The organism is Arcanobacterium urinimassiliense (assembly GCF_900119495.1).
Taxonomy (GTDB): Bacteria; Actinomycetota; Actinomycetes; order Actinomycetales; family Actinomycetaceae; genus Arcanobacterium_A; species Arcanobacterium_A urinimassiliense.
Genome location: NZ_LT632435.1, coordinates 1540074 through 1563935, shown reverse-complemented (window position 1 = coordinate 1563935; position 23862 = coordinate 1540074). Strand labels below are relative to the sequence as shown.

General features: G+C 51.8%; 20 protein-coding genes and 1 riboswitch. Of the genes, 18 read left to right on the top strand and 2 right to left on the bottom strand.

The genetic code is table 11. The annotated features are described in order from the left end of the window. Nucleotides 1-14: 14 nt before the first annotated feature. From BQ7117_RS07015 to BQ7117_RS06970, 10 genes are all read left to right on the top strand, one after another. A complete protein-coding gene (locus BQ7117_RS07015) occupies nt 15-3071 on the top strand; it encodes a Na+/H+ antiporter subunit A (protein WP_073996811.1) in 3057 nt (1018 codons plus the stop codon). Further along, nucleotides 3064-3609 (top strand): Na(+)/H(+) antiporter subunit C, encoded by a 546-nt coding sequence (locus BQ7117_RS07010; RefSeq protein ID WP_073996810.1) that lies wholly within the window; start codon nt 3064-3066, stop codon nt 3607-3609. Before BQ7117_RS07015 ends, BQ7117_RS07010 begins: the two co-directional genes overlap by 8 nt. After that, a complete protein-coding gene (locus BQ7117_RS07005) occupies nt 3606-5195 on the top strand; it encodes a Na+/H+ antiporter subunit D (protein ID WP_073996809.1) in 1590 nt (529 codons plus the stop codon). Before BQ7117_RS07010 ends, BQ7117_RS07005 begins: the two co-directional genes overlap by 4 nt. Next, the gene (locus BQ7117_RS07000) at nt 5188-5838 is read left to right on the top strand and encodes a Na+/H+ antiporter subunit E (protein WP_073996808.1); all 651 of its coding nucleotides are present in this window, start codon (nt 5188-5190) and stop codon (nt 5836-5838) included. The genes BQ7117_RS07005 and BQ7117_RS07000 overlap by 8 nt, the downstream gene beginning before the upstream one ends. Next, nucleotides 5835-6254 carry an MrpF/PhaF family protein gene (locus BQ7117_RS06995; RefSeq protein ID WP_073996807.1) on the top strand — a complete coding sequence of 140 codons (420 nt, stop codon included), beginning with the start codon at nt 5835-5837 and terminating at the stop codon, nt 6252-6254. The genes BQ7117_RS07000 and BQ7117_RS06995 overlap by 4 nt, the downstream gene beginning before the upstream one ends. Further along, nucleotides 6251-6616, top strand: a complete 366-nt coding sequence (gene mnhG, locus BQ7117_RS06990; protein WP_237563074.1) for a monovalent cation/H(+) antiporter subunit G — start codon at nt 6251-6253, stop codon at nt 6614-6616. The genes BQ7117_RS06995 and mnhG overlap by 4 nt, the downstream gene beginning before the upstream one ends. Nucleotides 6617-6642: 26 nt before the next feature. Further along, a complete protein-coding gene (locus BQ7117_RS06985; RefSeq protein WP_073996806.1) occupies nt 6643-6885 on the top strand; it encodes a DUF4235 domain-containing protein in 243 nt (80 codons plus the stop codon). A 51-nt stretch (nt 6886-6936) separates the two neighbouring features. Continuing rightward, nucleotides 6937-7041, top strand: a riboswitch (TPP riboswitch). Nucleotides 7042-7111: 70 nt separating this feature from the next. Then, complete coding sequence (locus BQ7117_RS06980; protein ID WP_073997041.1) at nt 7112-8140, top strand: thiamine ABC transporter substrate-binding protein; 1029 nt, start codon at nt 7112-7114, stop codon at nt 8138-8140. 31 nt (nt 8141-8171) lie between these two features. After that, nucleotides 8172-9821 (top strand): ABC transporter permease, encoded by a 1650-nt coding sequence (locus tag BQ7117_RS06975; protein WP_073996805.1) that lies wholly within the window; start codon nt 8172-8174, stop codon nt 9819-9821. A gap of 2 nt (nt 9822-9823) precedes the next feature. Further along, complete coding sequence (locus tag BQ7117_RS06970; RefSeq protein ID WP_073996804.1) at nt 9824-10483, top strand: ABC transporter ATP-binding protein; 660 nt, start codon at nt 9824-9826, stop codon at nt 10481-10483. A 119-nt stretch (nt 10484-10602) separates the two neighbouring features. Here the strand turns inward: BQ7117_RS06970 and BQ7117_RS06965 are convergent, their stop codons facing one another. Next, on the bottom strand, nt 10603-11925 hold the full coding sequence (locus tag BQ7117_RS06965) for a DUF4921 family protein (protein ID WP_073996803.1): 1323 nt from the start codon (nt 11923-11925) through the stop codon (nt 10603-10605). 143 nt (nt 11926-12068) lie between these two features. On the opposite strand from BQ7117_RS06965, the gene BQ7117_RS06960 reads away from it, so the two are divergent. The 8 genes from BQ7117_RS06960 to BQ7117_RS06935 all read left to right on the top strand — a co-directional run bounded on the left by BQ7117_RS06960 (nt 12069) and on the right by BQ7117_RS06935 (nt 22531). Beyond that, on the top strand, nt 12069-13334 hold the full coding sequence (locus tag BQ7117_RS06960) for an MFS transporter (RefSeq protein ID WP_073996802.1): 1266 nt from the start codon (nt 12069-12071) through the stop codon (nt 13332-13334). A gap of 48 nt (nt 13335-13382) precedes the next feature. Next, the gene (locus BQ7117_RS06955; protein ID WP_073996801.1) at nt 13383-13811 is read left to right on the top strand and encodes a cupin domain-containing protein; all 429 of its coding nucleotides are present in this window, start codon (nt 13383-13385) and stop codon (nt 13809-13811) included. Between the two features lie 117 nt (nt 13812-13928). Next, nucleotides 13929-14168, top strand: coding sequence for a hypothetical protein (locus tag BQ7117_RS07790; RefSeq protein WP_202613035.1), 240 nt, complete (start codon nt 13929-13931; stop codon nt 14166-14168). Nucleotides 14169-14174: 6 nt separating this feature from the next. Then, the gene (locus BQ7117_RS08005; protein WP_202613034.1) at nt 14175-14408 is read left to right on the top strand and encodes a helix-turn-helix domain-containing protein; all 234 of its coding nucleotides are present in this window, start codon (nt 14175-14177) and stop codon (nt 14406-14408) included. Between the two features lie 53 nt (nt 14409-14461). Then, entirely contained in the window at nt 14462-14929 is a 468-nt protein-coding gene (locus BQ7117_RS08000; RefSeq protein WP_419865606.1) for an IS3 family transposase, read from the top strand. Next, the gene (locus BQ7117_RS07995) at nt 14893-15108 is read left to right on the top strand and encodes an IS3 family transposase (protein ID WP_202613032.1); all 216 of its coding nucleotides are present in this window, start codon (nt 14893-14895) and stop codon (nt 15106-15108) included. The genes BQ7117_RS08000 and BQ7117_RS07995 overlap by 37 nt, the downstream gene beginning before the upstream one ends. A 340-nt stretch (nt 15109-15448) precedes the next feature. Next, nucleotides 15449-22102, top strand: coding sequence for a YPDG domain-containing protein (locus BQ7117_RS06940; protein ID WP_073996800.1), 6654 nt, complete (start codon nt 15449-15451; stop codon nt 22100-22102). Between the two features lie 159 nt (nt 22103-22261). Then, nucleotides 22262-22531 carry a hypothetical protein gene (locus BQ7117_RS06935; RefSeq protein ID WP_143273989.1) on the top strand — a complete coding sequence of 90 codons (270 nt, stop codon included), beginning with the start codon at nt 22262-22264 and terminating at the stop codon, nt 22529-22531. Nucleotides 22532-22765: 234 nt separating this feature from the next. On the opposite strand, the gene BQ7117_RS06930 is transcribed toward BQ7117_RS06935, so the two are convergent. Continuing rightward, the gene (locus BQ7117_RS06930; RefSeq protein ID WP_073996798.1) at nt 22766-23713 is read right to left on the bottom strand and encodes an ROK family protein; all 948 of its coding nucleotides are present in this window, start codon (nt 23711-23713) and stop codon (nt 22766-22768) included. Nucleotides 23714-23862: the final 149 nt, after the last annotated feature.

The window sequence follows — 23862 nt, the reverse complement described above, 5'->3', positions numbered from 1 at the left end:
TTTAAAGGAGCGGCATGCTGATATGTCTGGCGTTATTCATGGCGGGAGCTCTGCTTGCACCCCCCTTGATGCGCAAAGGCCGCCTCGGATTCGTAGTGCTCTCCATCATTCCGGCCGCTATTTTTTGTTATCTGCTCTCGCTAGCTCCCGGCATTTTCCGCGGAAAAAGCAGCAGTGAGTTTTGGCCTTGGGCGCCGCAACTGGGGATGAATCTCAGCTTTCGAATAGATCAGCTCTCTTGGCTCATGGCTCTGATAGTTACCGGCGTCGGGGCACTCGTACTGTTCTACTGCAGTCGGTATTTTTCGGCGACGGCGCGCGGAGTACCTCGTTTTGCCGCGGTATTCACAGCTTTTGCAGCAGCGATGCTCGGTTTAGTGACCACCAACAACACTCTTTCCCTCTATCTTTTCTGGGAACTCACCACCGTATTTTCTTTTTTACTCATCGGCCATAATTACCATACGAGTGTTTCCCGCCGTGCCGCTATGCAGGCAATTATTCTCACCACCGCTGGTGGTCTAGCAATGCTGGTAGGAATCATAATTCTCGGGGAATTACCCGGTGGATCTTATGAAATTACCGAATTATTAGCTAGTATTCAGAGCAATCGCCTCGGAGTCGATCAACTCACCGGCCACACTGCCACTGCGCTTTTGAATACGGCAGTTGTGCTTCTCATGGCCGGAGCTTTTACAAAATCCGCCATAATTCCTTTCCACTTTTGGCTCCCCGCTGCCATGGCTGCCCCCACGCCAGTATCTGCGTACTTACATGCGGCCGCTATGGTAAAAGCTGGCGTCTACTTGGTGGCGCGTTTCGCCCCCGGCTTTGCTGGCTATTCCATCTGGCAGATTGGTATTCCGTTATTTGGAATCTGTACCTTATTGTTGGGCGGCTATCGGGCGCTGCGGCAGTACGATTTGAAGCTGGTACTCGCTTTCGGCACCGTTTCTCAGCTGGGTTTACTAATGATTCTTGTCGGCTACGGCACCTCGGCCATGCTCCTGGCCGGCTTAATGATGTTGCTGGCACACGCCCTCTTCAAATCAGCTCTCTTCCTCTCTATCGGCATTATCGATTGGGCAGTCGGGACACGAGATTTACGCCAGCTCACTGGGTTGCGTAAGAAAATGCCGGTGACGGCGCTCTTCTCGGCGCTCGCCGGAGCTTCAATGATGGGCCTACCGCCTTTTGCCGGATTTGTGGCAAAAGAAGCTGCCTTACATACTCTAATTGGCAGTGATTTTCGTGCCACAGTTACTTGGATTGCCATTGCCCTTGGTTCAGCTTTTACCGTCGCTTATACGTTGCGCTACCTTTGGGGAGCTTTTGCCGATAAGGAGAATGTAGTAGAACTAGCGGTAAAAGAGCGCTCTTGGATGCTGCTCGGGCCAGTAATTATACTTTCCCTCTCGGGATTACTGGTCGGTATAATCGGCGGGCCGTCTTTAGAGCGGCTCCTCCTCCCTTATGTGGAGTCTCTACCCGGCGAAAGTGGCCATCTGCTGTTGTGGAGTGGTTTCAGTTGGGCTCTCCTAATCACGCTCCTAGTACTTTTGAGCGGGTTCGCGATATTTGCGCTGCGCCGCCCGTGGGAGAGAATCACTGAGAAACTGGAGTTTCCCCTGCGCGCCTCCGGTCTTTATCAGAAGAGTATCGACGGTTTAGAGAATCTTTCCGGATATGTCACTGGTTTTACTCAGCGCGGTTCTCTGCCTGCTTACCTCTCCTCAATTCTATTTTTCACCCTACTGGTGGGGGGAGCGGCCCTGCTGGGTGGTAATTTGCAGATTCGCCCCGCAATTCGGCTATTCGATACACCCGCGCAGCTGGCGGTAGCGGTAATAGCTGCGCTGGCCGCTATTTTCGGCGCCCGCGCGCGGCACCGCATCAAAGCAGTTCTGTTAATTGGAGTATCGGGCTATGCGGTCGCTTTTATCTATGAACTATACGGAGCTCCTGATTTAGCACTCACTCAGACTCTGGCTGAAACCATGAGTCTAGTGGTCTTTATTTTAGTATTGCGCCGCCTGCCCATATATTTTTCTAATCGACCGCTCCGCTTAATCCGGCAAATGCGAATTCTGCTAGCTTGCGCGATTGGAATAAGTGCGGCACTAATCACCTGGCTGGCAGCCGGGGCACGCACGGCTACCCCAATATCTCAGCAGTTCCCCGCCGAAGCCTACTACTACGGCTATGGCAGCAATATCGTAAATGTGACGCTAGTAGATATTCGCGCCGGGGATACGCTCGGCGAAATATCGGTAGTGGTGGCAGCCGCAGTAGGGATTTCTTCGCTACTATTTATTAGAGATAGAAAAGCTCGTATCGACCGTTTCCGCAACCTGCTCCAGCCCGGGAATTCGGTGCGCGTCTGGGAGCACCCCCAAGATAAAAAGGGAGAAGCTCCTGCTTGGGACGCACGGCGTGCGCGGCAAATCGAATCTACCGTACGGGCCTCTGGGCGCAATCGGCTCTGGCTAGCCGGCAGCACTTCTCTATCCAGCCCGCGGCGTTCGGTAATCCTGGAGGTAGGCACGCGGCTCGTATTCCATACGATTATTCTTCTTTCCCTCTATTTCCTCTTAGCTGGTCACAACAATCCGGGAGGCGGTTTTGCGGCCGGAATAATGGCTGGCACTGCGCTGGTACTGCGCTACGTAGCAGGTGGGCGCTATGAACTTGGAACTGCTATACCGCTCCACCCGGGTCATCTCCTCGGGGGAGGTTTAGCCTTGGCTGCCATCGCCGCGCTCGCTCCCACCTTTTTCGGCGGTACGATTCTACAGAGCGCGAAATTCCATTTCTCTCTTCCTTTGTTCGGGCCGGTAAATCTGGCCACCGCCATTTTCTTCGATATCGGAGTATTCTTCATCGTCGTCGGTTTAGTGCTAGATATTCTGCGTTCTCTCGGTGCGGAAATAGATAGACACGGTGAAAAAGAAGGAATTTCTGACGAAGTAGAGATGGCACTTTTACCGCGCGAGGATATACGCCGGGCAGCGGCGGAAGCGGCCGAAGCGGCAGCTCGTTATGCAGCAGATGAGGAGGAAGCTCATGCCTAGTTCTTTAGCTCTTTTAGTGCTGGCGGCGGTACTGATCTCCGTGGGAGTGTATCTAATTCTGGAGCGTTCGCTTTCTCGCATCGTGCTCGGACTTACCAATTTAACTAACGGAGTAAATATTCTTTTCTTAATCGCCGGTGGGAGGACGGGGAACCCGCCGTTAGTCGGGAAAACTGATCCGCAGACTATGTCAGATCCTTTGGCGCAAGCGATGATGCTCACGGCCATCGTTATTGGTCTCGGCACTACGGCGTTTTTGCTTGCGATTGGATATCGTTCCTGGCAATTAAATGGGAATGACGAAGTGCAAGACGATTTAGAAGATAGACGAATTTTGCGCCGCGCAGAGCGCGCCCGGCTCGCCGCGCGGGCGGAGGGAGCGGCTCGGGTAGAAGAAGATGCGCCGCAGGCACATGACGATACGGAAGGGGAGCTAGAAGATACGGAGCTCACGGGAGAAATAGATCCAGTCTTCGATAAACCCCGCCAGCAGCCAGCTAATATAGTGGCAACTATGCAGTCGGAGGAGCAAGCATGAATTGGAACTTTTTGCTCGCCATTCCCATAGTGTTGCCGCTGCTCGGAGCGGGGCTTTCCTTAGCTTTTGCTTCTATTCGCCGGCTGCAGGGCATAATTTCCGCCACTGTATTAGCGATAGCGTTGGGAGTGGCAATTGCTCTAGTCGTAATGTCTAGCGAAGCACCCGTAGTTTTGAATATTGGTTCGTGGGCTGCTCCAGTAGGTATCGTGCTTATAGCCGATAAATTATCGGCAATTATGCTCCTCACCTCTATCACTGTCACACTGCTGGTATTGCTTTATTCTCTTGCTCAAGGTGCCGCAGACGGAGATGATGCTGCACCTATTGCCGTCTACCACCCCGCATTTTTAATTCTTTCTGCCGGGGTATCAGATGCTTTTCTAGCGGGCGATATCTTCAATATGTATGTGGGCTTTGAGATGCTGCTGGTATCTTCTTTTGTGCTCATTACGCTGGGCGGTACCCGAGATCGGATGCGGGCAGGCACTATCTATATAGTAGTTTCCCTTATATCTTCAGTAGTTTTCTTGGTTGCCGTCGCGCTCATATATGCTTCCACCGGTACCGTAAATATCGCGCAGCTCGCTTTGCGGATTCCGGATATTGATCCGGGGGTACGCCTCGCAATTCAAGCCTTGCTCTTAGTAGCTTTCGGAATTAAAGCTGCTATTTTCCCACTTTCGGCTTGGCTGCCGGATTCCTACCCCACTGCTCCGGCACCGGTCACCGCGGTATTCGCCGGATTACTGACTAAAGTCGGGGTCTACGCCATTATTCGCACGCAAGTATTACTCTTCCCCTACAACCGGCTCGGGATTATTCTGGGAGTTTTTGCGCTGCTCACGATGCTGATCGGAATCCTCGGTGCCGTGGCACAGGTGGATATTAAACGCTTGCTTTCCTTTACGCTGGTATCGCATATCGGTTATATGATTTGGGGAATCTCCGTATCTTCGGTGCACGGGCTGGGCGCAGCGATTTATTACACAATGCACCACATCGTAGTACAGACCACGCTTTTCCTGGTGGTGGGCTTAATTGAGCGGCACGGGGGCACTACTTCTTTGACTAAACTGGGATCCCTCGCTAAAACCGCGCCTCTCATCGCCGTGTTCTATATGCTTCCCGCTTTAAATCTAGCTGGTATTCCGCCTTTTTCGGGATTCTTTGGAAAAGTTGGGCTTATGCAGGCTTCTCTCGAGCGTGGATTGTGGATTGATTGGGCTTTAATAGCCGGAGGCATCATCACTTCACTCCTCACGCTCTACGCCGTCATGCGGGCGTGGAATATGGCTTTCTGGCAAATTCCTCCGGAGGAGTTGCCCCAGGTGAAAAGCGTCCCCGGTACTACTTATGCCACGGGAGTGCTGGTAGCTATTACTTTAGGTATTTCGCTCTTCGCCGGCCCGATAAATTCCTATACGCAAGCGGCGGGAATGGAGCTCACGCAGCGTATGCCATACGTGGTAGCTGTATTCCCGGAAAACGCCCGCGGAGAAGGGATATCGCCGCAGGTAGTGGAAAAAGAAATGCAGAATGAGCGGCAAAGTACACGGCAAAACGAGGGAGGAAGTCATGAGTAAATCGGCAGCTGCTATTCGCCGTTCTCGGTTCCATCCGGCTCGTTTCCCGCATGCCTCGATGGGGTTAATTCTCTGGCTCACTTTGGCGTGGGTGTTAATCTGGGGAGATATCTCAGTAGGTAATTTCGTAGCGGGATTTTTACTGGCTTTATTTATTACTACTTTGGCTCCTTTCCCGGCTACTCCCTACGACGGGCGATTTCGCCCGCGGGCTCTCGGGCGGCTCCTTTTCATATTTTTCGCCGATATTTTACGGGCTTCGTGGATGCAAGGAAAATTTATTCTCCGAGGGCGCGTGCCGCGCGGCGCCATTATTCGAGTGAAACTGCGTTCGCATTCGGATGTATACTTGGCAATCGTGGCAGGAATGACGGGTTTGGTGCCTGGGTCGGTAGTGGTAGATGCGCATCGAGCCACCGGCACTCTCTATGTGCACGTATTCGATATGGATTTAGCAGGTGGTATAGACGGTATTCACGCCACGGTGCTCGAACAAGAAGAGCGGGTCTTGCGCGCCTTGGCTTCTCACGAGGAGCTGATAGATGCCGGATATGTGCCGGGAGATTCTCCGCAGGCGGGTAGGCTTCCTACTCCCTATGCTCCTCCGAGCGGTGAACCGCGTAGAGCAGGAGAAACACTATGATTTATGTACTTATTGGCTGCGCAGTATTGCTTTTTTGTGCCGCCGTTTTAGTCCTCTATCGCATAGTGAGAGGGCCTACTTCGCTAGACCGTATGGTCGGAGTAGATATGATGACGGCAGTTTTAATCGGCGGTTTTACACTTTTAGCGGCGAGCTCGCGCCGCGGCGATCTCTTGCCGGTATTGGTAGTGCTTTCTCTTATCGGTTTTATCGGTTCGACCACTTTGGCACGTTTTATGCCGCCAATTGCTCCGCAACTGCGGCAAAAATTGGCGCGGCGGGCGGCGGAAAGAGCTGAAGAGCTGCACCAATCACAGCCTTTTACCGATTTACGCCCGAGCCAGCACCCCGCGGCCACTTCGAAAAATCGCACCTCGGGGGCTGATTCGGAACACGCGGGGAAGGAGCAGCTGTGAGCGCTGGTATGATAGCGGATGTCCTAGGAGCAATTTTCCTGGTAGTTGGCAGTATTTTTACTTTGATTGCGGCGATTGGCATGGTGCGCTATCCGGATCTGCTTTCTCGCCAACACGTAGCTACCAAGCCGCAAGTATTCTCTCTCATTATGTTTATGCTAGGAGTGATTCTTTTGGTGCGAGAGGCTTCTATGACCTGGACGCTGCTTTTAGTGATAGCCTTTCAATTGGTTTCTTCGCCGATTTCCGCACACATGCTGTCTCGCTCTGGCTACCGTACTGGGCGGGTGCAGCCGGCAGAATTAGTCATAGATGAATTAAAAGAGGATATAGACCGCGGTACTGAATACGTGCAAATGTAAAGAGAGTAATTGGAAAGGATATTCCGATGTATATAGGAAAGAAAATTTTAAGTTATGGCTTAGGCTCGGTAACTGGATTTTTAGCTGAGAATTTGTTGACGCTTTTTTGGAAAAAAGGTTTACACAGGGAACTTCCACAGCAAGGGGTAGCTAATTCAGGAAAAATCGGAGTGCAGCTTTTCATATTCACCGCTGTGAGTGCCGCAGTAAGTGCGGGTATTCGATTACTTCTGGAGGAAAAAGGCCGAAAAGCTCTTCCGTGGCTTTAAGGTATATCTACTACTAGAAGTATGTAATAATTTTTGCTTGTTATATACTTAGAAATACGACAGGGGAGCGCCACTGCGGTGCTGAGATTGCGTTAAGCCAATACCCTCGCACCTGATCCGGATAATGCCGGCGAAGGGAGTCGGGTTTCTCAATTCTGGGCGCGGTTTGCTGCGGCAGGCTATATATCCGGAATACCCCTCCGAATAGATGATTGTAGGAGGAAAAATGATTTCATTAAAGAAGACGGCTGTGGCTTTGGCTGCCGCTGCGCTGGTGCTAGCTGGGTGCAGCGCCGCTAATTCAGGAGATAAGAAAGCTGACGGCGCCGATAAAGTCGTCACCATTCTCACCCACGATTCTTTCAAGATTTCGGAAGAAGATATTAAAGCTTTCCAAGAGGAGAGCGGTTACCAGCTCAAGACGGTTTCCGCCGGTGACGGTACTGTACTTAACCAGCTGTTGATTAACAAAGATAAGCCGGTAGTAGATGGCTTCTACGGCGTAGATACTTTCCAGGCTGCCGAAGTGATTAACTCGGGCTTGGCAGAGGAATTTGTGCCGAAAGGTCTGGAAAAATCCGATACCGTGGACGGGAAATTGGCTCCTATTGACCGCGGCGATGTCTGCTTGAATGCCGATAACCGGTGGTTTGCCGATAAGAATATCGATATTCCGAAATCTTTTGACGACCTATTGAAGCCAGAGTATAAGAATTTGACGGTACTCACCGACCCCTTGCAGTCCACCCCCGGTATGGCATTCCTCGCGGCCACCGTTTCCACCTATGGAGATAAGTGGACTGAATACTGGAAGGATTTGCTGGCCAACGGCACTAAAGTGGTAAAGGATTGGTCTACTGCTTATTACACTGAGTTCTCTGGTTCGGAAGGAAAAGGAGCCTACCCGATAGTGCTCAGCTATTCTTCTTCCCCCGCCTATGAGAAAGGCGCTACTTCTTCTCTGAATGATACTTGCATCAAGCAGATTGAGTACGCCGGCGTGACCAAGGGAGCTAAGAATGCAGATGGAGCAAAAGCATTTATCGAATTCTTACTCACGGATAAAGTGCAGAAATCCATTCCGGAAAATATGTACGTCTACCCCTATAAGAAGAATATAGAGCTGCCGAAAGAGTGGGCGACCTATGCACCACTTCCGACTACGGTAATTGAAGCAGATATTCAGAAAGTGGGCGCGGAGCGGAAAGCTTGGCTGGATGAGTATTCCAAGATATACCAGGAATCCACTAAGTAACTGCTAAATACCTACATAGAAGAAATATTCTATGAAGCTGATTTCTAAAATAGGCTGGGGCAGTGCCGTAGCACTGCCCCTAGCCTTTTTAATTATTTTCTTTATGTGGCCGGTCGGAGCGATGCTGCTCCGCGGGCTATTCGGAGTAGATGCAGCTGAAGCTTCTTTCCTGGGCGGCATGGTGGATTTACTGCGCGAAGAGCGCACTTGGCAGATTATTTGGCAAACTCTCTGGATGGCCGTTGCGGGTGCATTTTTCTCCATACTTTGCGGCGTACCCGCTGCCTATTTGCTATATCTACACGATTTCCCTGGCCGGCAGCTACTGCGGGGGTTGTTGACAATTCCCTTTGTGCTCCCCACAGTGGTAGTAGGTATCGCTTTTCGCTCCTTGCTGGGCGGCCCGCTCGCTTTTCTAAATATGGCTAATACTCCGTGGGCAGTAGTGCTCGCCATGGTGTTCTTCAACTGCGGGCTCATTACCCGCATGGTAGGAAATATGTGGGCCAGTCTCGATCCATGTACGGAACAGGCGGCTCGTACTCTCGGAGCCAGCCCCTACCGAGCATTCTTCAGCATCACCTTGCCGCAATTAGCTCCGGCGATAGCAGCGGCAGGCGGTCTGGCTTTCCTCTATTGCTCTACCGCATACGGAGTCGTGACCACGCTAGGTAATCCGGGATATGGCACTATTGAGACGGAAATATATATTCAGACCGTCACTTTCTTTGATCTTGATAAAGCAGCTATGCTCTCGGTGCTGCAATTTATAATCGTGCTTCTGGCTCTGATTGTGGGTACGCGCCTCACTGCCCGCACGGAAACGGCCCTGCAAGTGCGCCCGCGTTCCCGCCGTTCGCTGCGCCAGGCGCCGCTGCTGCCAAAAATAATCACCGTACTGGCAGTATTCCTGGTGCTTTTTCCTATTGTTTCCCTTATTCTCAATTCTTTCCGGTATCAAGGTCATTGGACACTCGATAACTACCGTCTTCTTTCTACTACCGGGTTCGGATTTTCGGGGGGCACTTCGGTACTAGAAGCTATCGACCACTCGGTACGCATCGCTTTCGATTCCATGATTTTTGCCTTACTGGTGAGCGTACCTTTGGCATTGGTACTTTCGCGGCGCGTCCAAGGAAAATGGCTACAAGCACAACGTTTCTTAGACGGTGTCACCTTGCTGCCGCTCGGGGTCTCCGCAGTTACGGTTGGTTTTGGATTTTTAATAACTTTCGCCGGTACCGATATAGCTAATTCCGGTCTCATCGTGCCTTTAGCACAATCAGTAGTAGCCTTACCACTGGTTATCCGATCTTTAGTGCCGCTGTTGCGTGCTATCGATCCGCGGATGCGGGAAGCTGCTAGCGTCTTAGGTGCCACTCCTGCGCAAGTACTTCGCACCATTGATATGCCATTTTTATTGCGCGGTATCGGGCTGGCGGCGGGCTTTGCTTTCGCTGTTTCACTCGGCGAATTCGGAGCTACATCTTTCCTCGCTGATCCGGCTTATTTGACCTTGCCAGTAGTGATTGTAAAGCTGCTCTCGCGAGCTGGGCAGAATAATTACGGTATGGCGTTGGCCGGAGCAGTGCTATTAGCAGTGGTGACGGCGTTCGTAATCATTAGTGCAGAATTTATTGGATCGCGGAATCGCGACGAGCAAAGAATCGGACAAATATAGTGATGAATGAAAATTATGCTTTAGTGGTAAAAGAAGCAGATGTCACTTACTCTAATGGCTTTACTGCTGTGCACGGTGCCTGTTTGCAGGTACCCGAAGGGGAGATAGTGGCTTTGCTCGGTGCCTCTGGTTCGGGGAAATCCACTTTATTGCGGGCAATAGCTGGCTTAGAGCAGGTGACGGCCGGAAATATTTATCTCTATGGCAAAGATTTAGCGCACGTGCCGGTGCACAAGCGAAATGTCGGCATGGTATTTCAAGACGGGCAGCTTTTCCCTCATCGCAATGTGGCGCGGAATATCAGCTACGGTTTGGAAATGCACCGGATGCCGCGTGCCCAAATAAAAGCGCGGGTAGCTGAATTACTGCAGCTAGTAGATTTAGCGGACTACGGGGAGCGGCAAATATCTACGCTTTCGGGTGGGCAGAAGCAACGGGTGGCTTTAGCTCGCTCGCTCGCTCCTTCTCCACAGCTACTTTTGCTCGACGAACCACTTTCGGCGCTTGATCGCAATCTGCGCGAAACTTTGGCAGTGCAGTTGCGAGAGATAATTAAACGCACGGGGATTACGGCTATATTCGTCACCCATGATCACGACGAAGCAGATGTAATGGCAGATCGGGTCATCGTCATGGAGAAAGGCTATTTGCGCGAAAACTAGCTGGCGTATTTCGGTGGCAAAAGGTGCAAGGCAAAAAGCGCAGGCAAAAGTATATACGTAACCACTTTCGTGAAGTGAAAGTAGCCCTAAAAGCAGCTCCTACTGGTATTTATCGGTATCTATTGGAGAGCCGGGTTGTACCGGAGGGAATTTACGCGGCAGCTACATTCGGTAGAGATATTTATACTCTGCGAAATTTTTCCTTCGGCGCGCAGTTCCAATAGCCGCGGCACTACGCGATCGCGCACATGCCAGGGGTCAATGGTATTTACGTAAATTTTTGTGCCCCCTTCGAAACCGGCCAAAGTAGATACGCGCCATTTCAGCAAGACTCGCCAGGGCATATTCACATCGGCGTCAATTGGCTTGCAATACCACTCCTCATTACAGGGCACGAGCGGGCCGGTGGCAGCGTGCATAGCGTGAATCAAATCCGACATAGCGGCAATTTCTTCCCGGCTATGCTCCCAAGGTTGGCAGTGACTAGAGCGCGACCACACTTCCAAAGTTGGGTAGCGATGGCCAAATCCGGCAATAGCTACTGCATGCTTATTCTCGGCAATCACTAAATTGTGGTAGCCGGCGTAGTCTACAGCTGCCTCATTGTAGAGATTGGGGTTTTGCCGGACTTTCTTGAGCTCCATCTGCCCGTTAATAGGGCGCTGGTCAATAGCCACTAATTGCTTGTGTAGGTGGTCAAAAGAGGCTCCCGCTGGTTTTAACCAATTTTGGAATACCTGAATATAACGAGCGTAGCGATTTGCATCATAGAGATCTTTCATCGCATCGATAGTGAGGCGAATATACCAGAGGTGCTCTTGTGGGGTGAGTGTGCCTGCAGAAGCCAACTGACTATCGTTTTCTGCTCCGTCTACGAAGTGTCGGCGAGCGATGATTAAATCGTGCCCGGAACCAAAAAGTGCGCGGGCGTACTGCATTTTTTCTCTATCAGATAGCTGCTCCCACGCTTCTTCGCTGTATTGCGCCCCGAGTTTAACGCGCAATACATTCAGTACATGTGCGCGCCCGGCCGGGTCGGCAATATAGGAATCCATATTGTGCTGGGCTGCCGGAGAGAGCTGGTAGCCATAATTTTTTTCCCAATAATCGAAAGAAACTATCTCAAAAAGATTTGGCACGCGGCGGAATTCCCATTCGCGGGTGAGCATCTCTACGCTAGTGGATTTATATATGACGGCGTCGTCGCGTTTCTTTACGAGGCGCGCTTTCTCCGGTGGAGTTTCGAGAATTCGCTGGGTACAAAAAGCACAGTGATGCCCGAGCTCTTTCGGATTTAGCGGATGGGGGTCGGAAAGTTTTATATCCAAAGGGCGGTTAGCTCTGCCAGGTACCGTCCAGACCTCAGTACCGGAAAAAGGGTTCCACTGTTTGATGGTGCCGTCGGCCATTCTCGTTAAAGGCTCGCGTATCGGGAAATTCATATTCTCACTCTACTATTAAAGAAATTTTGCCCATTTGGCTGGGCACTCTAATTATATATAACTGCTGAGCCAGAGGTGAAAGTGTGTGTGAGGTTGATTTATTAAAGATGGATTTTCCAGAGAACTTTGATAGACCAAATAGTATGGATGCTGGTGTAAAAGAAGAGCGACTTCCCCGCGCAATTTGGGTATTGGTGGCGGCGGCAGTGGCGATAGCTTTAGGTTACGGAATAGTGGCTCCGGTATTGCCGCAATATGCCAAGAGTTTTTCGGTCACTAACCTGGCCGCTACTTTTGTAGTTTCTGCTTTCGCGCTCCTGCGTTTGAGCTTCGCACCTGCTTCGGGCTGGCTTTCCACCAAATTCGGGGAGCGCCGGATGTACCTGTTTGGCATCGCCATCGTAATGATTTCTTCTTTTGCTTCGGCTTTTGCGCAGAGCTATCTGCAGTTATTGATTTTCCGGGCGGCCGGCGGCATCGGCTCCATTACTTTTTCCGTAGCGGCGATGTCGATGATCTTTAAGCTCGCTCCTCCTACTATGCGCGGGCGAGCTTCTGCCGCCTACGGAGCAGGTTTCTTAATTGGAAATATCGCTGGCCCAGCTGTAGGAGCCTTACTCTCTGGTTTGGGCTATCGGTGGCCTTTTCTTATTTATGGCTGCTTTTTAATTATTGCGTGGTTGATAGTGAAAATAGCTATTGGTCCGGACGTATTTCTCCCCGCTAATTCGCCACTTCCGCCCGAAAAATTGGAGAAAGCGGAAAAAGCGGAGAAAGCGGAAAAAGCGGCCAATCTTTCTGCTCGCCCCGTAATCACGGTGCGAGAAGCTCTCCAGCTGCGGCGTTTTCGCATTACCTTATTGACTGCCTTCTCCCAAGGGTGGACGAATATGGGGGTGCGCGTTTCCGTAATTCCGTTGCTGGCACTTTCCCTCCCCACGGCCGCACCGTGGCTTGCCGGCGGCCTCTTGACTACCTTTGCCTTTGGGAATGCGCTTGCGCTCTGGGTGGCCGGTAAATGGTCGGATTTATCCGGCCGGCGGCACCCCGTCATCTTCGGCCTGCTGCTTTCCGGATTTTTTACGCTCGGAATGGGGATTTTTACTGCCGACTGGGTACTGCTGCTACTGAGTTTTTGGGGTGGCTTCGGTTCTGGATGCGTACAGCCTTCTCAGCAAGGAGCAGTGGCCGATATAATTGGAGACCGCTCCGGCAACAGCGTAGTCTCCTTTTTCCAGATGGCAGGCGATTTTGGGCAAATAATTGGCCCGCTAGTCGCCGGATTCCTCATCGACATTTCGGGCTTCACCCTTGCATACTGGATATCTGGCGGAATTCTTCTGCTAGCAGCGTTATTCTGGATTTTTGACGGCCAGCGCCATGAAAAAAATAGTAGACTGAGATTGTAACAAGGTACAAAACTACTGCCGCTCGTAGAGTGGTGAGGAGGTAGGGGAATGGACTACGCGCATCAGTACGACGACAAGGGCAAGCAGCCGTGGGTAGTAAATATCGAAAAAGAGACCTTAGATAACCAGAATTTCCGCACCACCATGTGGACGGGTGAAAAACTGCAGATGACGGTAATGAGTATTCCGGTTGGCGGCGAAATTGGCTTAGAGGTTCACGAGGGAATTGATCAGTTCCTACGTATCGAAGCCGGCAAGGGTCTGTGTGAAATGGGGCCGGCGGAAGATGACCTCAGCTTCCGTAAAGAAGTAGAAGATGACGACGCTATTTTCGTTCCCGCTGATATGTGGCACAACGTCACCAATATCGGTGATGTACCTATGCAGCTGTATACGATTTATGCTGGGCCAGATCATGTGGCAGGTACAGTACATCCAGAGGCAAAAGATGCTGCTTTGGATCCGAATGAAGATTAGAAACAGAATCGAAGCAAAGAAGCATAATTAAAACTAAGAACGCGGGGACTGCCGAAATGAAGTGTCCCCCGGAAGTTGGACTGGATTATTCAGTTTCTTTTTCCGGGGGACATTTTCATGGTTTCTTCTTTATCTTCATTGACTGAGTCTGATCAGACGCGTTTAGTTGCTTTGTTTGAGCAGGGGTGTGGTGCCGCAGCGGCTGCTTCTTGCCTTGGCTTGAGTTTCAAGCCGTGCGATCGTTTCTATAATCGGTGGCGTATTCATGGCAGGCTTGTTCTTGTGAATAAGTCACATAAGCGAGTTTTTACCTTTGAAGTCAAACGTGATGCTGTTCAACGCTTTCTGGCCGGCTAGACCCGGATGAGTATCGCGCAGGACTTGGGATTGGCTTCTGTCAACGTGGTGACGAGCTGGGTGCGGATCTATCGCGACCAAGGCGAAGACGGCTTGCGCCCTAAGCCTAAGGGCAGGCGACCTAAGACCGGTCCCCGGGTGTTATCTCAAACTAAGGAACTTGAACAACGGATCAGGGACTTAGAAGCGGAGAACGCCTACCTAAAAGCATTAAGGGACTTGATGAACAACGAGCAATAGACCGAGCTCGAGTAATCGTTACACTCAAGTCCCACCATGATCTCGATGTTCTTTTGCGGGTAGCGCGATTGGCCAGATCAACGTTCTACTACCATCAAGCCCGCCTAGGACAGCCAGATAAACATGCTGATCTTCGAGCCAAGATCAGAACAATTTTTGAAGCTTCGGGCGGTCGGTATGGTCACCGTAGGATCCGACTCGCCCTACACCGCCAGGGCCTGGTGGTCTCTCGTAAACTCGTCGCCAAGCTTATGAAGCGTGAAGGACTGACCTGCCTGGTCCGTCAGAAGAAACGCTATAACTCTTACCGAGGCATACTATCGACCATTGCCCCAAACGTGTTAGCCCGCGACTTCACTGCTACTAGCCCGAACCAAAAATGGGTCTCTGACGTTACCGAGTTCCGTCTCGGATCGTCCAAGATCTATCTCTCACCAATCATCGACTTGTTCGATCACTCAGCCGTTCCCACGCAGTCCAGTCAATGTCTCGCAAGGCAAACTGTTACGACAACGCCGTAGCCGAGAACTTCTTCGGCCACCTCAAATCAGAGATGTTCTACAACAACACCTTCACATCCACTGAGCACCTGGTCAACCAGATCAAGGCATACATCCACTGGTACAACAACAAACGCATCCAGGAACGACTCGAGGGCATGACCCCGAACGAATATCGGAATCATGCCCTCGCAGCCTAAAGGACTACCATTTAACTAGTCCAACATTCAGGGGAAACTTCAAGGGGGGGGAGGGGGGAGAATCCTTGCCGTTATTGGGAAAAGTACCAAAAGCTGTTTTCATATAGGGCGTTGTGATTACAAGAAAAATATTGTAGTCTATAGTAGTTCAGTCCTACTTTGGTCCTACTTGATTGCCATTATTAAGGGTTGCTATAGCACTGATAGTTGCTCTATGCGATTCTTGCCGGTCGTAAGGTCGGCATAGCTAACTCCACCATCAACAGATGCGGGTATTCAGGTAGAGCCTTCGGACTCTCTCTACGTCCAAAGTATCTTCTCGGAAGGAAGACTCGATAATATGGTAAAGCAAAACGCGATCCGTCGTCGAGGTACGGCGATTTTAGCTGCTGTTTTCTCTCTGGCCATTGCCTTCGCGGTAATGCCCAGATCTCCGCTCGTTCCGGCTGCTAATGCGCAGGATCAGGCCATCTATTCTCCTGGTAAGGCGAGCGAAAAAGGCACGATCTCTGGCTCTGTCAAGGAGATTGTGAAGGCGGCCGTTGGTTTCAAGAACGTTCAGGATGCCGGTAGGCCAATGGGGAAGGGTGTGAAGGTATACGCCCAGTGGTATGAGGGCGTCAACACGGAGCATTCGTCCCCGGTGTACTACACCGAGAGCGATGCTAACGGTAACTTCACCATCAAGATGGGGCCGTACACTGATGCTGCCGGCGTGACCCGCACGTTCGCTGCGGATGCCAGTGTTGGCCTTACGACAGGTGACCCTGCCGGTCGGCGTGATCAACGCCGTGAGAAGATCCGTATGTGGACGGAGCTACCGAATGATTTGACGGATAAGTATCGTCTGGTGCACCAGCCGGCGGCTGGTATCTTCCCTGGTATTGGCGCAAACACCACTCCCAATACCCAGGGTGACGGCCAGTGGGGTGACAACAAAGTCTCGGGTGTGACCATCCAGTACGCGCAGAAGGACAAACTGCCACAGCACCTTCCGGAAAACAAGTGGGTAGAGAGTGTTGGAAACTCCAGTAACCAAGGCACCTATGCTGGTCGGGCATTTTGGAACCTTGATGTGTTGCAGGGCGCGAAAAACCACAACACTGTCAGTGCCTTTGGAGGTAAGGACGTTGCTGCCGCTGGTTTGAAAGTGGTTGGCTCTTACCTCAACGACGAGGCCGTGACCAAGATTGAACAGTACGCAAAGGATAACTTTGCGGGTAAGACTCTGCGTGGGTCTGATTGGACTCCTACTGATGAAGAGGGCTTGCAGCGCTGGATTAATGAGCAGGTAGCTGCGGATCCAGAAGGCTGGATTGCCGAGACGGTCACGACCACTACTGGCGCTGATGGTACGTTCCAGCTGTTCTGGAAGGGCATCTACGGTAACGACCACTCTAGCCGGGGTATCGTGCCGGCTGACAAGTGGCACAAGCTGGCTGGTTCGTGGAACGAAGGCCGTTGGACTAACGGCGCACTTGACTCCAAGCACGTCAATATGCACTGGAGCTACCTCAGCGTCTACGGTAAGGATGGTAAACCGCTACCGGACAATATCGGTGCGTTGTATCCGTGGGCTCTTGGCCAGTGGGCGGGCCCGGGCTTCGGCGCTGATTTGAACGCTGGCGGTAACGCACAGCTCTTCGGTGGCGACGGCGCCCTCATTGGTAACACCACTGATGGCTACACGGGCTGGAACATCGCGCTTGCGCCGCAAGCCTTGAAGTTCGATGTAGTGGATAAGAACACTACTGATAACTGGGCCACGGTCGGCGATACGGTTCAGACGGATACCTCCGGTCTGCCGATTTCCCAGGATCTGACCTACTACATCCAGTGGGTAGACAAGAACAGCAAAGTCGTCAAGACCTGTGACACCGCTAAAGCTGATGCCGCAACCAAGATCCCAAGCTGTCCGTTCACCGTTCCGGCAGAAGCCCAAACTGGTGATACGTACACTGCTCGCCTGAAGCTTACTGATGGTGATTCAGATCCAGCGAACGACCTGGTTCTGGCTCTGGATGCCTTCGCTGTGGCGCGTGAATACCTTGAGTACGACGAGGTCCAGGCGAAGTCTGGAGAGGCTACTTCCTCCAAGCCAAAGTTCGACAATCCGGCTACCGACGGTAAAGAAACCAAGCCTGAAAAGGCAAAGTTTGAACTTGGCACACTGCCAGAGGGCGTCACTAAGGATCAGGTTTCGGTTGATTCCGCAACCGGTGTTGTGACCTTCACTCCGAATGCTGACCAGACTGGTAAGACGTTCAAGTTCCCAGTTATGATGCGCAACGAGGACCTGCAGGTCCCGGTTCTCGACGAGAACGGCGATCCGGTGAAGGGTGACGACGGCCAGCCGAAGACCCAAGGCCGCGTTGTTGCCCATGCCGATGCCCCGTTCAAGGTAGCGGAACGCGATGCAACGATCTTTGAGCCTAAGTATGAGGGTAAGTTGGTTGTTCCTGGTAAGGAGACGAAGTCTGCTCCTTCCTTTACTGGTAAGGATGGTAAGGGTGTAGATGTTCCTGAGGGTTCGAAGTTCTCGATTGGTGATTACAAGGCTCCTGAGGGCTATGTAGTTAAGATCGATGAGAACACTGGTGTGATTACGGTTACGTTCCCGGATAAGTCGAAGCTGAATAAGGACACTGTTGAGGTGTTTGATGTTCCTGTTAAGGTGACGTATAAGGATGGCAGCACTGATGAGGTGAAGGCTAACTTTAAGCTGGATACTGATGGTGATGGCAAGCCTGATGTGACTGATCCTGATGACGATAATGACGGCATCCCCGATGGTGATGACTCTAATCCGAAGGTTCCGAACGCGAATGATCACTTCCAGCCGGAGTACACCGATGGTTCGGGTAAGCCTGGTACTGAGGTGACGGTTCCTGCCCCGTCGTTTAAGGACAAGGACGGTAAGGACACCACGCCTCCGACTGGCACCACGTTCACTCCTGGTGATAAAACGCCTGGTGGTGTGACCATTGATAAGAACACTGGTGAGATCAAGGTGAAGATTCCTGGGGATGCTAAGCCTGGTGACAAGATCAAGGTTCCGGTTGTAGTGACCTACCCCGATGGCACCAAGGACAACGTGACTGTCACGGTCACGGTGACCGATAAGGATAACGGCGTTTACGAGCCTAAGTATGAGGGTAAGTTGGTTGTTCCTGGTAAGGAGACGAAGTCTGCTCCTTCCTTTACTGGTAAGGATGGTAAGGGTGTAGATGTTCCTGAGGGTTCGAAGTTCTCGATTGGTGATTACAAGGCTCCTGAGGGCTATGTAGTTAAGATCGATGAGAACACTGGTGTGATTACGGTTACGTTCCCGGATAAGTCGAAGCTGAATAAGGACACTGTTGAGGTGTTTGATGTTCCTGTTAAGGTGACGTATAAGGATGGCAGCACTGATGAGGTGAAGGCTAACTTTAAGCTGGATACTGATGGTGATGGCAAGCCTGATGTGACTGATCCTGATGACGATAATGACGGCATCCCCGATGGTGATGACTCTAATCCGAAGGTTCCGAACGCGAATGATCACTTCCAGCCGGAGTACACCGATGGTTCGGGTAAGCCTGGTACTGAGGTGACGGTTCCTGCCCCGTCGTTTAAGGACAAGGACGGTAAGGACACCACGCCTCCGACTGGCACCACGTTCACTCCTGGTGATAAAACGCCTGGTGGTGTGACCATTGATAAGAACACTGGTGAGATCAAGGTGAAGATTCCTGGGGATGCTAAGCCTGGTGACAAGATCAAGGTTCCGGTTGTAGTGACCTACCCCGATGGCACCAAGGACAACGTGACTGTCACGGTCACGGTGACCGATAAGGATAACGGCGTTTACGAGCCTAAGTATGAGGGTAAGTTGGTTGTTCCTGGTAAGGAGACGAAGTCTGCTCCTTCCTTTACTGGTAAGGATGGTAAGGGTGTAGATGTTCCTGAGGGTTCGAAGTTCTCGATTGGTGATTACAAGGCTCCTGAGGGCTATGTAGTTAAGATCGATGAGAACACTGGTGTGATTACGGTTACGTTCCCGGATAAGTCGAAGCTGAATAAGGACACTGTTGAGGTGTTTGATGTTCCTGTTAAGGTGACGTATAAGGATGGCAGCACTGATGAGGTGAAGGCTAACTTTAAGCTGGATACTGATGGTGATGGCAAGCCTGATGTGACTGATCCTGATGACGATAATGACGGCATCCCCGATGGTGATGACTCTAATCCGAAGGTTCCGAACGCGAATGATCACTTCCAGCCGGAGTACACCGATGGTTCGGGTAAGCCTGGTACTGAGGTGACGGTTCCTGCCCCGTCGTTTAAGGACAAGGACGGTAAGGACACCACGCCTCCGACTGGCACCACGTTCACTCCTGGTGATAAAACGCCTGGTGGTGTGACCATTGATAAGAACACTGGTGAGATCAAGGTGAAGATTCCTGGGGATGCTAAGCCTGGTGACAAGATCAAGGTTCCGGTTGTAGTGACCTACCCCGATGGCACCAAGGACAACGTGACTGTCACGGTCACGGTGACCGATAAGGATAACGGCGTTTACGAGCCTAAGTATGAGGGTAAGTTGGTTGTTCCTGGTAAGGAGACGAAGTCTGCTCCTTCCTTTACTGGTAAGGATGGTAAGGGTGTAGATGTTCCTGAGGGTTCGAAGTTCTCGATTGGTGATTACAAGGCTCCTGAGGGCTATGTAGTTAAGATCGATGAGAACACTGGTGTGATTACGGTTACGTTCCCGGATAAGTCGAAGCTGAATAAGGACACTGTTGAGGTGTTTGATGTTCCTGTTAAGGTGACGTATAAGGATGGCAGCACTGATGAGGTGAAGGCTAACTTTAAGCTGGATACTGATGGTGATGGCAAGCCTGATGTGACTGATCCTGATGACGATAATGACGGCATCCCCGATGGTGATGACTCTAATCCGAAGGTTCCGAACGCGAATGATCACTTCCAGCCGGAGTACACCGATGGTTCGGGTAAGCCTGGTACTGAGGTGACGGTTCCTGCCCCGTCGTTTAAGGACAAGGACGGTAAGGACACCACGCCTCCGACTGGCACCACGTTCACTCCTGGTGATAAAACGCCTGGTGGTGTGACCATTGATAAGAACACTGGTGAGATCAAGGTGAAGATTCCTGGGGATGCTAAGCCTGGTGACAAGATCAAGGTTCCGGTTGTAGTGACCTACCCCGATGGCACCAAGGACAACGTGACTGTCACGGTCACGGTGACCGATAAGGATAACGGCGTTTACGAGCCTAAGTATGAGGGTAAGTTGGTTGTTCCTGGTAAGGAGACGAAGTCTGCTCCTTCCTTTACTGGTAAGGATGGTAAGGGTGTAGATGTTCCTGAGGGTTCGAAGTTCTCGATTGGTGATTACAAGGCTCCTGAGGGCTATGTAGTTAAGATCGATGAGAACACTGGTGTGATTACGGTTACGTTCCCGGATAAGTCGAAGCTGAATAAGGACACTGTTGAGGTGTTTGATGTTCCTGTTAAGGTGACGTATAAGGATGGCAGCACTGATGAGGTGAAGGCTAACTTTAAGCTGGATACTGATGGTGATGGCAAGCCTGATGTGACTGATCCTGATGACGATAATGACGGCATCCCCGATGGTGATGACTCTAATCCGAAGGTTCCGAACGCGAATGATCACTTCCAGCCGGAGTACACCGATGGTTCGGGTAAGCCTGGTACTGAGGTGACGGTTCCTGCCCCGTCGTTTAAGGACAAGGACGGTAAGGACACCACGCCTCCGACTGGCACCACGTTCACTCCTGGTGATAAAACGCCTGGTGGTGTGACCATTGATAAGAACACTGGTGAGATCAAGGTGAAGATTCCTGGGGATGCTAAGCCTGGTGACAAGATCAAGGTTCCGGTTGTAGTGACCTACCCCGATGGCACCAAGGACAACGTGACTGTCACGATTACCGTGACTGAGAAGGACGCAACTCCGGTAACGCCGAGTGAGCCGACTGAGTACAACCCGTCTCTGGGCGCATCTGCAGACGACCCGGCAAACTGTAAGATGCCTCCGTTCGTCACCGTCAAGAAGACCGAGGGTGTTGTATACAAGGTCACCGTTGGTGGCGTGGAGCTGCAGCCTGACGCTAAAGGCAAGTACGTCTATGAGTACGGTCAGACCGTCAAGGTCGAAGCCAGCCCTGCTGTGGGCTTCACCTTCCCCCAAGGGGTGAAGACCACTTGGACGTACACGACCATGCAGAACAAAGTCTGCAACGTTCCTGAAATCAAGGACAACGAGAAGTACGAGCCTGAGTACGAGGATGGCACCGGTAAGCCTGGTGAGGATGTTACGATCGACAAACCGACCTTCAAGGACCGCGATGGCAACAAGGTAACGCCTCCGGCGGACACCAAGTTCACTCCTGGTGAGGGCACGCCTGACGGCGTGACCGTTAACGAGGATGGTTCCATCAAGGTGACTATTCCTGGGGATGCTAAGCCTGGTGACAAGATCAAGGTTCCGGTTGTAGTGACCTACCCCGATGGCACCAAGGACAACGTTGACGTCACTGTCACGGTTGGCGAACCTGACACCAAGACGCCAGACTGGAAGGATGGCTCTGGCGAACCGGGTGGCAAGGTCGTAATCCCGAACGATGGCGGCCCTGTTGAGGACGGCACGACGGTCGACACCGACGGCCCCGGCAAGGCAAAAATCGATGGCGACGGCAACCTCGTTGTTGACATCGACGACAACGCTAAGCCTGGTGACAAGATCGTAGTTATCGTCAAGGACAAGAACGGCAACGAGATTGATCGCGTGACGGTCACCGTTGAGAAGCCTGCCGCTGGCGATATGACCACCGAGCCGGGAGTCAAGAAGCCTAAGCTTGCACGCACCGGCGCGCAGGTAGCAGGACTCGTTGGTATCGCAGCCGCAATGGGCGTAGCAGGCCTTGGCTTGGCGCTCGTGCGACGCCGTCGAGAAGGCGAGGAGAACTAATCGCCTAGCCGACGAAACACCGGCATAACAGTACGGGGGTGAGACCTTAAACGGTCTCACCCCCGTCGCCAATTTCTCTTATAGTCCGAACAGTGCTGAACGAAATTTCGGTGAGGCACCACAACGACGTTGTTTGCTCCGCCCGGCCAAATCCGCGATATGTACGAGCGCAAATTTGTAAGACCTGCATCTCAAGTGAAGTTAAAGTACAAAAGTAACCTTGCCTGTTTTGTTTTGAAAACCAAAACCTTCATTTATGGCACCCTAGTGGACCACGACTACTTCACCGGGCAGCCCTTTGGCTCTTCCAAACCCCAAAATGTTCGCGGTATGGATCACCCCTCAACGGCAATCCAGAACGTTCGTGAAGAAAAAGGTAAGAACGCCGTGCTGCTTCTAGACAACGGCGACGCTGCGCAGGGCTCATGAATCGAAATGGTGTACCACGCGAACCGGACAGATAGCACTGTTGACCTGATGGCTAGTGTGTTCAACTACTTGAAATACGATGCGGTGGGTGCTGGTAACCACGAATTCAACTACGGCCTTGAAGCCCTAACCGCCTAGAATTAAACCAGTCCAACTTTCAGGGGCTAGTTCAAAACCGGTAGCCCCCGCTAGTTTTACTAGTTCGCGCTTGAGGCAGCATTCGGGAAGTTTTATCTAGGGATGGCACCTAGCAAGATCAGCTGCTCCGATTAGTCCGGCTTCGTTTCCTAGCTGGGCAATCACTAAATCCGGCTGGGGGCGGTGTGCCGCCATAGTCAGATTTGCGGTGAAAGTGCTCTGCACGGGTGCAAGGAGTAAATCTTTGGCTTCACAAACCCCACCTGAGAGTACAAAAGCGTCCGGATCGAAAATTGCGGCTAAGTTGGCGAGTCCTTTTCCAATCCATTTTCCAGTTTCGCTAAAGGCAGTTTGCGCGGCGCTATCTCCTTGCTGTGCGGCTTCGGTGATTAGTAATCCGCTAATTGCTTCCACTTTTCCACCGGCGAGTTCCAGTAGGCGCGCTGCGCGTGCGGGGTAGCTCGCCGCTAATTTGCGCGCCGTGGCAGTGAGCGCATTGCCAGAGCCATATACTTCCCAGCAACCTTTTTGCCCGCATCCGCACGGTAATCCGTCGGGCACTATTTCCATATGTCCGATTTCTCCGGCAAACCCGCTGGCGCCGCGCAGGAGTTTACCGTCAATAATAATGCCGCCCCCAATTCCGGTACCGATAGTTACTGTAATAGGAGAGTGATAGGAGCTAGCGGCGCCAAATTTATATTCCCCCCAAGCAGCGGCGTTGGCATCATTCTCTAAATAGCAAGCTAAGCCGGTGGCGGTGGCTACTTGCCCGCCGATATCGGCACCGTCCCAGTCGATATTAGGGCCAAAAATGATTTTTTTCTGGCTAGGATCTACGAATCCGGGCACACCGATGCCAATCGTGGCCACCGGGAACTCTGCAACTAATTCCTGCACTATTTCGGTAGTAATCCGGAGGGCAGCGTTGGAATCATCTGCCGGACTCGGGCGCCGGCGGCGTGCGAGAATCGTGCCCGCTTCGTCTACTACGCCGGCGGCTATCTTTGTGCCGCCGATATCTACTCCGATACTCAAGCTCATAGCTTCATTATGGCATATAGGGTGGGCGAGCAAGGCAATTTACTCAGCCTGCAAAATTAAGCTATGACCTTTATCACTTTTTAGAAAAATCAAAAGCGGTAACTGAAAAAATAACCCGCTGAACTGGGATTTTTTCCTGCAATTTTATT